At 68.2% G+C, this 13351-nt stretch carries 10 protein-coding genes, 1 tRNA gene and 2 rRNA genes (1 of these 13 running past the window's edge); 11 read left to right on the top strand and 2 right to left on the bottom strand.

Annotated elements, in window-relative coordinates:
- From BEN78_03920 to BEN78_03890, 7 genes are all read left to right on the top strand, one after another.
- A 23S ribosomal RNA gene (locus tag BEN78_03920) occupies positions 1-1158 on the top strand; it begins 1736 nt to the left of the window's first position.
- Between the two features lie 188 nt (positions 1159-1346).
- Positions 1347-1460 (top strand): 5S ribosomal RNA (gene rrf, locus BEN78_03915).
- Between the two features lie 309 nt (positions 1461-1769).
- Positions 1770-1845 (top strand) — tRNA-Met (locus BEN78_03910).
- A gap of 155 nt (positions 1846-2000) precedes the next feature.
- Entirely contained in the window at positions 2001-3899 is a 1899-nt protein-coding gene (locus BEN78_03905) for a glucan biosynthesis glucosyltransferase H (protein ID ASR42667.1), read from the top strand.
- 60 nt (positions 3900-3959) lie between these two features.
- Complete coding sequence (locus BEN78_03900; GenBank protein ASR42666.1) at positions 3960-4640, top strand: carboxylesterase; 681 nt, start codon at positions 3960-3962, stop codon at positions 4638-4640.
- Positions 4641-4765: 125 nt separating this feature from the next.
- A complete protein-coding gene (locus tag BEN78_03895) occupies positions 4766-5491 on the top strand; it encodes a DNA-binding response regulator (protein ID ASR42665.1) in 726 nt (241 codons plus the stop codon).
- Between the two features lie 48 nt (positions 5492-5539).
- Complete coding sequence (locus tag BEN78_03890) at positions 5540-6451, top strand: hydroxymethylbilane synthase (protein ID ASR42664.1); 912 nt, start codon at positions 5540-5542, stop codon at positions 6449-6451.
- Between the two features lie 28 nt (positions 6452-6479).
- Here BEN78_03890 and BEN78_03885 read toward each other — a convergent pair whose 3' ends face one another.
- Complete coding sequence (locus BEN78_03885; GenBank protein ID ASR42663.1) at positions 6480-7163, bottom strand: hypothetical protein; 684 nt, start codon at positions 7161-7163, stop codon at positions 6480-6482.
- 172 nt (positions 7164-7335) lie between these two features.
- Here BEN78_03885 and BEN78_03880 point away from each other — a divergent pair, with 172 nt between their 5' ends.
- The gene (locus BEN78_03880) at positions 7336-8733 is read left to right on the top strand and encodes a hypothetical protein (protein ID ASR42662.1); all 1398 of its coding nucleotides are present in this window, start codon (positions 7336-7338) and stop codon (positions 8731-8733) included.
- A gap of 15 nt (positions 8734-8748) precedes the next feature.
- Here the strand turns inward: BEN78_03880 and BEN78_03875 are convergent, their stop codons facing one another.
- The gene (locus tag BEN78_03875; protein ID ASR42661.1) at positions 8749-9354 is read right to left on the bottom strand and encodes a hypothetical protein; all 606 of its coding nucleotides are present in this window, start codon (positions 9352-9354) and stop codon (positions 8749-8751) included.
- Positions 9355-9462: 108 nt separating this feature from the next.
- Here BEN78_03875 and BEN78_03870 point away from each other — a divergent pair, with 108 nt between their 5' ends.
- The 3 genes from BEN78_03870 (at position 9463) to BEN78_03860 (ending at position 13228) form a co-directional block, all read left to right on the top strand.
- Positions 9463-10431 (top strand): transcriptional regulator, encoded by a 969-nt coding sequence (locus BEN78_03870; protein ID ASR42660.1) that lies wholly within the window; start codon positions 9463-9465, stop codon positions 10429-10431.
- A 236-nt stretch (positions 10432-10667) separates the two neighbouring features.
- Entirely contained in the window at positions 10668-11021 is a 354-nt protein-coding gene (locus BEN78_03865) for a hypothetical protein (GenBank protein ID ASR42659.1), read from the top strand.
- A gap of 98 nt (positions 11022-11119) precedes the next feature.
- Positions 11120-13228, top strand: coding sequence for a prolyl oligopeptidase (locus tag BEN78_03860; protein ID ASR42658.1), 2109 nt, complete (start codon positions 11120-11122; stop codon positions 13226-13228).
- The last annotated feature ends 123 nt before the right edge of the window (positions 13229-13351 follow it).

Here is a 13351-nt window from a genome sequence, read left to right as displayed (position 1 = left end):
TGACCAGGCCGCTGCGACTGTTTATCAAAAACACAGGACTCTGCAAACACGAAAGTGGACGTATAGGGTCTGACGCCTGCCCGGTGCCGGAAGGTTAATTGATGGGGTCAGCCGCAAGGCGAAGCTCTTGATCGAAGCCCCGGTAAACGGCGGCCGTAACTATAACGGTCCTAAGGTAGCGAAATTCCTTGTCGGGTAAGTTCCGACCTGCACGAATGGCGTAACGATGGCGGCGCTGTCTCCACCCGAGACTCAGTGAAATTGAAATCGCTGTGAAGATGCAGCGTTCCCGTGGCAAGACGGAAAGACCCCGTGAACCTTTACTATAGCTTTACACTGAACGTTGAGTTCGTCTGTGTAGGATAGGTGGGAGGCTATGAAACTGTGGCGCTAGCTGCAGCGGAGCCAACCTTGAAATACCACCCTGTCGTGCTTGACGTTCTAACCTAGGTCCGTTATCCGGATCGGGGACCGTGTATGGTGGGTAGTTTGACTGGGGCGGTCTCCTCCCAAAGAGTAACGGAGGAGCTCGAAGGTACGCTCAGCGCGGTCGGACATCGCGCACTGTGTGCAAAGGCATAAGCGTGCTTGACTGCAAGATCGACGGATCAAGCAGGTACGAAAGTAGGACTTAGTGATCCGGTGGTTCTGTATGGAAGGGCCATCGCTCAACGGATAAAAGGTACTCCGGGGATAACAGGCTGATACCGCCCAAGAGTTCATATCGACGGCGGTGTTTGGCACCTCGATGTCGGCTCATCACATCCTGGGGCTGTAGTCGGTCCCAAGGGTATGGCTGTTCGCCATTTAAAGTGGTACGCGAGCTGGGTTCAGAACGTCGTGAGACAGTTCGGTCCCTATCTGCCATGGGCGTTGGAGATTTGAGAGGGGCTGCTCCTAGTACGAGAGGACCGGAGTGGACGAACCTCTGGTGTTCCGGTTGTCACGCCAGTGGCACTGCCGGGTAGCTATGTTCGGAAGCGATAACCGCTGAAAGCATCTAAGCGGGAAGCGCGCCTCAAGATGAGATCTCCCGGGAGCTTGACTCCCCTGAAGGAACCATCAAGACCAGGTGGTTGATAGGCTGGGTGTGTAAGTACAGCAATGTATTGAGCTAACCAGTACTAATGATCCGTGTGGCTTGACCATATAACCTCAAGTTGCTTCGCAATCCGAAGCATCCTTGGCCCTACGACACGTACAGTCGTCCCAATGTTCGCTACTTCCCAACCTCTGAGAGCGTGAGCGCCGGTATGGCGAGTCCCTCGCATAAAGCCCGCACTTCCATGTGCGGACTGTCCAAAAATGCGAAGACTCCCCACATCCTGGCGACCCTCCACCCTCTCCCTGGTGACAATAGCTGTATGGAACCACCCGATCCCATTCCGAACTCGGAAGTGAAACGTACATGCGCCGATGGTAGTGTGCATCTAGCATGCGAGAGTAGGTCATCGCCAGGGTCTTTACCCTAAACCCCCGCCGGATTCCGGCGGGGGTTTTTCTTTGCGTGTCTTCTGTGCCGGCAAAACCGGGGTCAGAGTGCAATTTCGAGCCGATATTGCACTCTGACCCCGGTTTTTCGATAGCGCGGACCGATGCGCGAAACGGAGCGGGCGTGCCCGGTTCAGGTAGAAAGCATTGATGGCCTGCGCGGGCACTGCCGCGCATCCGTGCGAACGCCCACGCGCGCGTCGCGTGGCCAAGCGAGTTCTGCAGAGCGGATAATCGTGGTGTGCAGAGAGCCCGGCTTGGTACGATGCGTCCAGCACGGGCCTATAGCTCAATGGTTAGAGCAGAGGACTCATAATCCTTTGGTTCCAGGTTCGAGTCCTGGTGGGCCCACCATCAAGCGCACCGTTTCGCGAAACCCTTACATCCGCATCGTTACATTGCGGCACTACCTGAATGCGATGCGGCGGAACGATGATGCTCGACCCTGATCGATTGGTGGCAGCTGTGGCGCGCCCCGCCAGGCCCGAGCGCGCATTGCGGTGCCGCGCATGATCGCGCCTGCACCGCCGGGGATCCGGCCGTCACCTGCGCCCCTGCCGCCCGAACATCCGATTCCCATGCCCGTGCAGTCGTTGCGCACCGGGCGCTTGGTCTCGCCGCGCCTGCCCAGCGCACCGCGCGGGATGGGCTGGCGCCGGGCTGCGGTCGTCGGTGTGACCGGCGGACTGACCGTGCTGGCCACCTATCAGATCTGGTGGCTGCTGCGGATCGGCGGCATCGATGTGCTCGAGGGCCTGCTGCTGGCGGTGTTCGTGCCGTTGTTCGCCTGGATCGCGCAATCATTCGCAAGTTCGCTGGCCGGCTTTGCGATGGTGCTGCTGCGCCGGCCCGCGCGGCTGGGCATCGAGGCCCGGGACCCATTGCCGGTCTTGGCCTCGCGCACCGCGTTGCTGATGCCGACCTACAACGAACATCCCGAGCGGTTGTTCGCTGGCGTTCAGGCAATCTGCGAATCCCTGGCCGAGACCGGACAGGGCGATCGGTTCGATCTGTTCGTCCTCAGTGATACCCGCGACGCGGGCATCCACGCACGCGAGCTGCAGGCCTTTGCGCGGCTGCGTGCGCTGGATCTGGGCGTCACGCTCTATTACCGGCGCCGGGAGGACAACCGGGAGCGCAAGGCCGGCAACATCGCCGATTGGGTGCGGCGCTGGGGCGGGGGCTATCCGCAGTTCCTGATCCTCGATGCCGACAGCCTGATGACCGGCGACACCCTGGTGCGCCTGGTCGGTGCGATGGAGCGCCACGACGATGTCGCCTTGATCCAGACCCTGCCGGTGATCGTCAACGGCACGACGATGTTCGCGCGGATGCAGCAGTTCTCCGGCCGCATGTACGGCCCGGTGATCGCGCAGGGCGTGGCTTGGTGGCATGGCGCGGAAAGCAATTACTGGGGCCACAACGCGATGATCCGCAGTGCCGCGTTCGCCGCCCATGGCGGTCTGCCCGAGCTCCATGGCACCACTCCTTTCCGCGGCACCGTGCTCAGCCACGATTTCGTCGAGGCGGCGCTGTTGCGTCGCGGCGGTTGGGCCTTGCACATGGTGCCGACGCTCGAGGGCAGCTACGAGGAAGGGCCGCCGACGCTGACCGACATGCTCATCCGCGATCGTCGCTGGTGTCAGGGCAACCTGCAGCACGGCGGTGTGCTGCCGGCGCGTGGCCTGCACTGGGTCAACCGCTGGCACATGCTGATCGGCATCGGGCACTACCTGACCGCACCGCTGTGGGCGATGTTGATCCTGGTGGGGCTCGCGGTGCCGCTGCAGCACGGCATCCCTGGCGAGAATGGCTTTTCGGCGGCGGGTTACTGGATGGCGATCGACGACGGCCGCTTCATGGGCGTGTTCGTGCTGACGATGGTGCTGCTGTTCGCGCCGAAGATCTTCGGCTACATCGCCACTTTGAGCGATGCGCGGATGCGCCGTGGCTGCGGCGGGGCCGTCCGCGGGTTCGTCAGCCTGTTGATCGAAAACATCCTGGCGGCGCTGATGGCGCCGGTCACCATGTACGTGCAGTCGCGCGGCGTGGCCGAGGTACTGGCAGGGCGCGATTCGGGCTGGGACGCCCAGCAACGCGACGATGGGCGGCAGACCTATGGCGAGCTGTGGCGCAGCTATCGCGGTACCACGGTGCTTGGCATCGGCATGGGCATCGTCGCGTGGTGGATATCGCCTGGGCTGGCACTGTGGATGTCGCCGATGATCATCGGCCTGGCCGGCTCGATTCCGATCGTCCGGCTGACCTCGTCGCGGCGGCTGGGGCAGGCGATGCGCCGGGCGCGCCTGTTCGCCACGCCCGAGGAGGCCGCGCCGCCGCGTGTGCTGCTGCGTGCCAGCGAACTGCGGGCGCAGGCCGAGGCGCCGGTGGCGCCGCGCGCCGATTGACACGCTGCCGCCTCGGGGGCCAGCGCTTACACTGACGGGCGGTCCCACGACGACATCCGAATGAACGACGACACCGCACTGCTCGACTGCATTGAACGCGAGACCGGGCCCGCGCCTGCGTGGAGCGTGATCTGGCTGCACGGCCTGGGCGCCGACGGCAACGACTTCGCGCCCATCGTGCCCGAGCTCGTCCGCCCCGACTGGCCGGCCCTGCGCTTCGTGTTTCCGCACGCACCGGTGCGCCCAGTGACGATCAACAACGGCGTGCGCATGCGGGCCTGGTACGACATCGTCGACATCGACCTGGGCAATCGCGCTGACGAGGCCGGCGTGCAGACGTCGGTGGCTCAGGTCGATGCGCTGATCGCCCGTGAGGCCGAGCGCGGGGTCCCGCCGGCGCGGGTGATCCTGGCCGGCTTTTCGCAGGGCGGCGCGATCACGCTCGCAGCCGGGCTGCGCCGCACTGCGCCGCTGGGTGGGTTGGTCGGGCTATCGACCTATCTGCCCGCTGCTGCCACGGCGCACGATGCTCTGGTCAAAGGCGCAGTTGCGCAGCCGGTGTTCATGGCGCACGGCACCCAGGACCCCGTGGTGCCCGCGATCGCCGGGCAGCAGAGCGCCGCGCTGCTGCGCCAGTTCGGCTTCGATGTGCAGTGGCAGACCTATCCGATGCCGCACTCGGTATGCGCCGAGGAGATCGCCGACCTGGGCGACTGGCTGAGCGCGCGGTTCGCGGGCTGACGGCGGCATGGCCCATGGGCCGGGGGTGCGACGCAGTGCAGTGCGCCCGGCGGTCCGATCCGCTGGCGTGCGGATGCCGGGCGGGGCACCATCGCAGGACCGGGCCTTGAGGGGAGCGGAAGACCATGAAGGTCGTGATCGCTGACGACGAGCCGCTCGCCCGCGAGCGGCTGCGCACATTGCTGGCGCAGGTGCCGGGCGTGGAGGTCGTCGCCGAGGTCGGCGACGGTCGCGCGGCGCTGGACGCCTGCGCGGCGCACGCGCCGGCGCTGGTATTGCTCGACATCGCGATGCCGGGGATCGATGGCCTGGAGGCGGCCCGACATCTCAATACCTTCGAGCCTCGGCCGGCGATCGTGTTCTGCACCGCCTACGATGCCCATGCGCTCAAGGCCTTCGAGGCCGCCGCGGTGGATTACCTGGTCAAGCCGGTGCGTGGCGAACGGCTGCAGGCGGCGGTCGAACGCGCACGTGCGTTCGTCGCGGGGCGCGAGGCCGCCTCGGTCGTGGCCGACCGTCAGCGGACCCATTTGTGCGCACGGCTGCGCGGCAGCCTCCGGCTGATTCCGGTCGAGGACATCCGCTACCTGCAGGCCGAGGAGAAGTACGTCGTGGTGCACCACGCACGCGGCGAGGACCTGGTCGAGGAATCGCTCAAGTCGCTCGAGGAGGAGTTCGGCGACCGCTTCGTGCGCATCCACCGCAATTGTCTGGTCGCGCGCCACGAGCTGCTGGAACTGCGCCGCGATGCCGAGGGCCATGTCCATGCCGTGCTGCGCCACGCCGAGCGCACGCTCGAGGTCAGTCGGCGCTGCGTGCCGCAGCTGCGCGACGCGGTGCGCCAGCTCTAGCGATCCAGAGGTTCGCGTCCCGGTGCCGGGATCGTCGATAATGGCCGGATGGAACGACTGCGTATCGCCACCCGCAAGAGCCCACTCGCGTTGTGGCAGAGCGAACACGTCGCCGCGGCCCTGCGCGCGCGCCATCCCGGCCTCGAGGTCGAACTGGTGCCGTTGAGCACGCGCGGCGACGAGGTGCTCGACCGCTCGCTGGCGGCGATCGGCGGCAAAGGCTTGTTCCTCAAGGAACTGGAGATCGCGATGCAGGCCGGCGACGCCGACTGCGCCGTGCACTCGCTCAAGGATGTGCCGATGGAGCTCGAGCCCGGGTTCGCGCTGCCGGCGATCCTGGCACGCGCCGACCATGCCGATGCGTTCGTCAGCAACACGTGCGCATCGATCGACGCCCTGCCTGAGGGTGCGCGCGTGGGCACCTCATCGTTGCGGCGCCAGGCGCAGCTGCGTGCGCGTCGCCCGGATCTGGAGATCCTCGACCTGCGCGGCAACGTCAACACCCGGCTGGCCAAGCTCGACAGCGGGCAGTACGACGCGATCGTGCTGGCGTGCGCCGGGCTGCAGCGGCTCGGCCTGGACGCCCGCATCCGCGCACGGCTGGATGCGCCCGACTGGCTGCCCGCCCCGGCCCAGGGCGCGATCGCGATCGAATGCCGCGACGATACCCCGCAGCTGCAGGCCCTGGTGGCCGCGCTCGACCACGGCCCTACGCGTCGCTGCGTCGAGGCCGAGCGTGCGATGAACCGGGCCCTGCATGGCAGTTGCCACGTCCCGGTCGCTGCGTTCGCGCGGCTGGACGGTGGACGGATCCTGCTCGACGGGCTGGTCGGTTCGGCTCTCGACGGCCGCGCGGTTCGCGCCGGGGGCGAGGCCCCGGAAGGCGAGGGCGAGGCGCTGGGGTCGGCGGTGGCTGCCCGCCTGCTCGAAGGCGGCGCGGGCGCGTTCCTGCCCGGTTGAGGACTGCGCGAGCGGCGGACTTGGCCGCTCAGAACTGGTACTGCACCTTCAGCGAACTCTCGGTGTCGGTGCTGCCGCGGCCGCCGTTGCCCAGCGTGTCGTGGCGCAGCTCGAAGTCCGAGCGCAGCGTCCATTGCGGAAACAGCTCGTAATCGAACGCCAGCGTCTGCCGCAGGAAGGTGTTCTCGCGGCCGGTCTCGACCTGCACCTGCTGGGTGAACGACGCGCGGCGGCCGAGCTCCTGCGACAACTGGAGCTGGCCACGGGCCACGGGTCCGGGCACCGCGGTGCCGAAGTCGGTGTACGGCTCGATGCGCACGCCGGTGCCGAATTCCAGTCGCAACGAGGTCTCGGGGCTGCGGATCGCCTCGATCCCGTAGCTGGTGTCCCACTTCACGTGATTGCCGCCTGAGCGGAAGCTGTCGCGTTGCGCGAACGGCGAATACAGCGCGATCGCCGGACGATCGGGCAGGCGGATGACGGGCGGTGCGACCGACTTGGGGCGGACGCCTGGCGCACGCGGCGCCCAGATCCGGCGCCGGGCCGCGCTCGCGGTCCATTCCGCGTCCGTGCACTTGAGCCGGAAGCAAGGCCGGCGCAACGGCACCTGGCGCGTTGCCACGGCGAGCACAGCCGGTTGCTCCGGTGCGGCCGGAAGCGGTTGTGTGTAGATCGGCAGGCCTGCGAAAGCCAGCCACCAGCCAGCGAGCATGACAGCCATTCATGAAATCGGTTACAGCCGATTATGCCGAGCGCGTCCGACGCTTCCAACCCAAGTGCCATCGATCGGCGTCCTGGGTTCAGCTGCTGGTTCGCAGTGCGGGGCAACCGGGTGGCGGAGCGGGACGCGCGATAATGCCCGGTCCGCGCCCAAGGATTCTGCCGTGTCCCAGCCTGCTCTTCCCGAGGTCGATGTCGCCGTGATCGGGGGCGGCGCGGCCGGCGCTCTGGTGGCGCTGCACCTGCTCGCAACTCCTGACCTGCGCGTGGCGCTCGTCGAACCGCGGCCGGATCTGGCTCAAGGCGTGGCGTATTCGACACCGCGTGACGAGCACCTGCTCAATGTGAACGCCGCGCGGATGAGTGCGTTCGACGACCGGCCGGACGACTTCCTGGCGTTCCTGCGCGAGGCGCCAAGCACGGCGGCACTCCCGGCCGAGGCCTTGCCAGCGACGTTCGCGCCGCGCCGTGTCTACGGCGACTATCTGCAGGCGCGCCTGGCAGCGGCGCTGCAGGCCGGCACGCTGATGCGGCTGACCGAGACGGTCGGCGAGATCCGCCCGACTGCGCCCGGCTTCGCGTTGCGAACCGGCGCGGGCACCGACTTGCGCGCGCGCGCGGTGGTGCTGGCGACCGGTGGGGTGCCCGCCGCGCTGCCTGTGTCCGGCGTCGGTGCGGCCGCACCCGGCATCATCGAGGCCTGGCAGTACGCCGTGGTGGCCGCGATCGCGCCGGAGGCCGACGTCGCGATCGTGGGCGCGGGGCTGAGCATGGTCGACGTGCTGCTGACGCTGCATGCCAATGGACATCGCGGCCGGATCGTTGCGATCTCGCGCCACGGGCTGCTGCCGCTGGCCCACGCGCCGGGGACGGTGCCGCAGGCCGGGGGCGTCGAGCCATTGTTGCCGTTGGGCGTGCGTGCGCGCATGCGCCTGTTGCGGCGATGGGCTGCCGAGGCGCAGGCCCAGGGCCGGCCCTGGCAGGACGCGCTCGAGCGGCTGCGCCCGCAGGTGCAGACGCTGTGGCAGGCTTGGCCGCCGGCCGAGCAGGCCCGCTTCCTGCGTCATGCGGTGCGCCATTGGGACATCCATCGGCATCGCATCGCGCCCGAGGCGGCTGCGGTGGTCGAGGCGATGCGCCACGATGGTCGCTTCTCGCTGCATGCCGGCCGGGTGATGACGGTGGCGGCGTGCGACGACGGCCGCTGGCAGCTCGACTGGCGTCGCCGTCGGCGCAACGACGACGAGCGCCTGATGGTCGATCGCATCGTCAACGCCACCGGACTGGAGAAACGGCCGACGCAGGTGCCCGGTACCCTGCCGGCGGCGTTGCACGCGCGGGGGCTGGCACGTCCAGGGCCGCACGGCATGGGCATCGACACCGACGCTGCCGGCGGTGTGCGCGATCGTTCGGGGGCGACGGTGCCGGGTCTGTGGACGTTGGGGATTCCGCGGATCGGCACATTGTGGGAAAGCATCGCGATGCCTGAGCTGCGCGGCCAGGCCGCGCGCGTCGCTGCCGCAGCGCTGGCCCATGTGCGCGAGGCCGGCGCGCGCGACTGAGCTGCGCGTAATCCGCTACAGGCAGTCGCGCTGCAGCCGGTGAAGCTCTTCCTCGGCCAATGCCCGCCCAGCGCCGAGGTCGGCATTGGCGAGGTTGCGGCGGATCTGCGGGCAGGGGTCGGTCGGTCCGCCGCCGAACACCAGCGCGCCGATGCCCTCGACCACGTCCTGCGCCGAGATCGGCGCGCGCATCGCGAAGCTGTCATCGGGGCGTGGCGGCGCGCGATGGCGCAGGGGGTCGGGGGCGAAGTCGACCGGTGCGGTCTGGGCGCGTGCCCATGCCCGGGCCTGGGCATGCAGCGGCGCCGCGGAGGGTTCGACATCGGGGGTGGCGGCCGGCGCGATCTCGACCGCGGTCAGGCTGGACCGCGGCGTCGGTGCGGTCGACGGCCCGGAAGGCACGGACGGCGCTGGCGCCACGCGGGACGCGGGCGGCGGGGCGACACCAGGCGCGGTCGCCGGCTCGGGGTCGAGCCAGACCACCTGGAGCGGGCGGTCGTCGGCGCGGGGGGCATGTGGCCCGACGGGGCCAGACCGCAGCCAGGCCAGGACCACCAAGTGGCAGGCGAGCGTGAGTGCTGCGGCGATCGCGCCGGTGCGATCGGGTCTGGGGTGCGTCATGCCGGGCCGTCTCCTGATCCGCGCGCGAGTCTAGAGCCGACCCGTTAGCGAGCGGTTATCCGGTGCGCCATCGCGCCGCGGGCCGCGACGACGGGCCATAATCGGCGCATGGACCGATACGAACGCATCCTCTCGTTGCACCGCATCCTCAAGACCTCGCGCTATCCGGTCACGGTGGCGCGGCTGCAGGACGAACTGGAATGCTCGCGTGCCACCGTCTACCGTGACCTGGCGTTTCTGCGCGATGCGCTGATGGCGCCGGTCGTGGGCGATGGCGATGCGGGCTTCCGCTACGACAGCGCCGAGGGCGACCGTTTCGAGTTGCCAGGCCTATGGCTGAGCTCGGGTGAACTGCATGCCTTGCTTGCCGCCCAGCAGTTGCTCTCGCGCAGTGGCGGCGGCGTGCTGTCGAGCGCGCTGGCGCCGCTGCAGTCGCGGATCGAGAAGCTGCTCGACGAACACTCGGCCGGCAAGCAGTGGCCGGTGCAGCGCGTACGCGTGGTGCCGCATCGCGGCCGACGCATGGACGAGCACGCGTTCCGCAACGTCTGCTCGGCGGTGCTCGAGCGTCGCCAGCTCGCATTCGAGTACCGCGCCCGCTCGACCGACGAACGCACCCGCCGCACGGTCTCCCCGCAGCGCATCACCCACTACCGCGACAACTGGTATCTCGACGCCTGGGACCACGATCGCGACGCGCTGCGCAGCTTCTCGGTCGATCGCATCACCAACGCGCGCATGCTGCCCGGGCAGGCGCGCGACATCGAGGATGCCGAACTCGACACCCATCTGGCCGGCAGCTACGGCATCTTCTCCGGCCCGCCCAAGGGCGTGGCGACGATCCTGTTCGAGGCCCGCGCCGCGCGCTGGGTCGCCGACGAGCATTGGCATTCGCAGCAGCAGGGCCGGTTCCTGCCCGACGGCCGCTACGAGCTCAAGGTGCCCTACAGCAATGCGCGCGAGTTGTTGATGGACGTGCTGCATTACGGGGCCGATGCGCAGATCGCCGAGCCCGTCGCGCTGCGCGAGCAGGCCCGCTCGCTGTTGGAACTGGCGCTATCGAAGTACGAGCGCTGATCGGCGCACCGGGTCGCGCGCGACCCGCCGCGCTGTGTCGGAAGCGCAGCCTGCATGCCGGCGCCGGCGGCACGGCATGCGCCGTGTCCAGGGGGCGCGGCATCGGGCAGGGCGCGAGGGCAGGGCGCGACCGCCCTCGTTTTCCGGTCGCTCAGGCGATGTCGCAGTCCATGAGATGGGCGCGACTCAGACTCTCCGCACGGCCCAAACCGGGCGCGCTGGGAGCTTCTGTCGCCATGTCGAATGTCTTCGAATCGCCTGCCTCCGATCCCCGTGCCCTCGTCGGCGCCGGCCTGCTCGGCCTGCTGTTCCTGGGCAGTGTCGCGCTGCTGTCGTTTCCCGGGCTGCGCAGCGGTGTCGCCGTGGTCGGCTGGCCGCCGCTGTGGTTGGTCGGCATGCCTGCGGCCGCCTGGCTCACCTGGTGCGTGCTTCGCCTGCCGCGCCGCCGCAAGCTGGCCTCGTCAGCGGTCTTGCGGCGGCGTCGGCCAGGCCTTCCGCAGGCGGCCCGCCGGCCCGCGCCGCGTCGCCGCACGGCCACACCCCTGCGCGCCGCGCTCGCCGCAGCAGGCTGGTTGCCGCTGGGCCGCTGAGGCCGCGCACCCGAAAGGGGTGACTTTGGTCATGCGGCGGCTGCCGATGCCCGTGCTAGCGTTGGGGGTTACTTGAATCCCCGCCCGCCGGAGGCGCCATGTCCCTGTTGTCCAAGCTCTGCCTCGCCGCCGGGATCTCCGCCGGCCTCTCGATGGGCACCGCATCCGCCCAGGAGGCCGCCGTGAACGATCCCTACCAGTGGCTCGAAGCCGTCACCGACGACAAGGCCCTCGACTGGGTCCGCACCCAGAACGCCAAGGCCGAGGCCGAGCTCGCCGCCACGCCCGAGTTCAAGCAACTCGAGTCCGACCTGCTGGCGATCTACGATTCCGACGACAAGATCCCGGTCGCCTACAAGCAGGGCGAGTGGTACTACAACTTCTGGCGCGACCGGAACCACGAGCGCGGCATCTGGCGCCGCACCACGCTCGAGGAGTACCGCAAGCCGCAGCCCAAATGGGAGACCGTGCTCGACCTCGACGCGCTCAACAAGGCCGAGGGCGAGAACTGGGTGTGGCACGGCGCCAGCTGCCTGCGCCCGGCCTACACCCGTTGCCTGATCGCGCTCTCGCGCGGCGGCGCTGACGCCGACGTGACGCGCGAATTCGACGTGTCGACCAAGTCTTGGGTCGATGGCGGCTTCTTCCGTGACGAAGCCAAGGGCGGACTGGGCTGGATCGACCAGGACAACGTCTACGTCTACACCGATTTCGGCGACGGGTCGCTGACCTCGTCGGGCTACCCGCGCATCGTCAAGCAGCTGGCGCGCGGCCAGTCGATGGACCAAGCCACGCTGGTCTACGAGGGCAAGCCGGACGACATGTACATCGCCGCGATGCGCGACGACACGCCGGGCTTCGAGCGCGATTTCGTCAGCCGCACGCTGGCTTTCTACAACGATGAGCTCTACCTGCGCGGCGCCGACGGTCAGCTGACCAAGGTCGACGCGCCGAACTCGGCCAACAAGTCGGTCCACCACGACTGGCTGATGCTGGAACTGCGCGAGGCCTGGAACGTCGGCGGTCGCGACTATCCGGCGGGCTCGTTGCTGGTGACGAAGTTCGACGATTTCATGGACGGCAAGCGCGAGTTCGAGGTGCTGTTCGAGCCCACCGAGACCACCTCGCTCGCCGGTGCGACCTGGACCAAGCACCACCTCGTGCTCAACGTGCTCGAGGACGTCAAGAACACGCTCACCGTGCTGACCCCCGGCGCCGACGGCTGGGCGCGCAGCGCACTGGCTGGCGTGCCCGAACTGGGCACGGTCGCGGTCACCGCGGTCGACAGCGACGAGTCCGACGCGGTGTGGATGACCGTCACCGACTACCTCACGCCCAGCACGCTGATGCTGGCGGAGGTCGGCAGCGACAAGGCGCCCGACATCCTCAAGACAATGCCGGCGTTCTTCGACGCCAGCACCCACGAGGTCGAGCAGCACTTCGCCACGTCCAAGGACGGCACCCGCGTGCCGTACTTCCTGGTGCGCCCGAAGAACATGCAGCTCGACGGCAGCAATCCGACGCTGCTCTACGGCTACGGTGGCTTCGAGATCTCGCTGACTCCAGGCTACTCGGGCGGCGTGGGCAAGGGCTGGCTGGAGAAGGGCGGCGTGTACGCAGTCGCCAACATCCGCGGCGGCGGCGAGTACGGTCCGCGCTGGCACCAGGCGGCGCTCAAGCAGAACCGCCACAAGGCGTATGAGGACTTCGCCGCGGTCGCCCAGGACATGATCGACCGCAAGATCACATCCCCGGCCCACCTGGGCATTCGCGGCGGCAGCAACGGCGGCCTGCTCACCGGCAACATGCTCACCCAGTACCCGGAGCTGTTCGGCGCGGTGGTGATCCAGGTGCCGCTGCTCGACATGCGCCGCTATCACCAGCTGCTGGCCGGTGCATCGTGGATGGCCGAGTATGGCAATCCGGACAAGCCGGAAGAGTGGGAATTCATCCGCACGTTCTCGCCGTACCACCTGTTTGATCCGGCCAAGGACTATCCGCCGACGCTGATCCTGACCTCGACGCGCGACGACCGCGTGCACCCCGGCCACGCGCGCAAGATGATGGCCAGGATGTCGGAGGCCGGGAAGGACGTGCGCTACTACGAGAACATCGAAGGCGGCCATGGCGGCGCGGCGAACAACCGCCAGCAGGCCCATATGGATGCGCTCTACCTGACGTTCCTGTGGCAGCAACTGGGCAAGTGATGCCCTCGTGCACCGGCCGCCTTCGCGGCCGGTGTTCTTTCTGACGTTGCATCGGCAGCGAGTGGACCCACCTATGAAGACACCTTTCCCCCGCGCGGCCGCGTTGCTGGCCGCGCCGATCCT

It is taken from the genome of Xanthomonas citri pv. mangiferaeindicae (genome assembly GCA_002240395.1).
Classification (GTDB): Bacteria; Pseudomonadota; Gammaproteobacteria; order Xanthomonadales; family Xanthomonadaceae; genus Luteimonas; species Luteimonas citri_A.
The sequence above is the reverse complement of the archived record's forward strand: the minus strand, read 5'-3'. Positions and strand labels throughout refer to the sequence as shown.

Coding starts and splice junctions, on each gene's coding strand:
- BEN78_03905 (ASR42667.1), top strand. CDS start 2,001: ATGATCGCGCCTGCACCGCCGGGGATCCGGCCGTCACCTGCGCCCCTG.
- BEN78_03900 (ASR42666.1), top strand. CDS start 3,960: ATGAACGACGACACCGCACTGCTCGACTGCATTGAACGCGAGACCGGG.
- BEN78_03895 (ASR42665.1), top strand. CDS start 4,766: ATGAAGGTCGTGATCGCTGACGACGAGCCGCTCGCCCGCGAGCGGCTG.
- BEN78_03890 (ASR42664.1), top strand. CDS start 5,540: ATGGAACGACTGCGTATCGCCACCCGCAAGAGCCCACTCGCGTTGTGG.
- BEN78_03885 (ASR42663.1), bottom strand. CDS start 7,163: ATGCTCGCTGGCTGGTGGCTGGCTTTCGCAGGCCTGCCGATCTACACA.
- BEN78_03875 (ASR42661.1), bottom strand. CDS start 9,354: ATGACGCACCCCAGACCCGATCGCACCGGCGCGATCGCCGCAGCACTC.
- BEN78_03870 (ASR42660.1), top strand. CDS start 9,463: ATGGACCGATACGAACGCATCCTCTCGTTGCACCGCATCCTCAAGACC.
- BEN78_03865 (ASR42659.1), top strand. CDS start 10,668: ATGTCGAATGTCTTCGAATCGCCTGCCTCCGATCCCCGTGCCCTCGTC.
- BEN78_03860 (ASR42658.1), top strand. CDS start 11,120: ATGTCCCTGTTGTCCAAGCTCTGCCTCGCCGCCGGGATCTCCGCCGGC.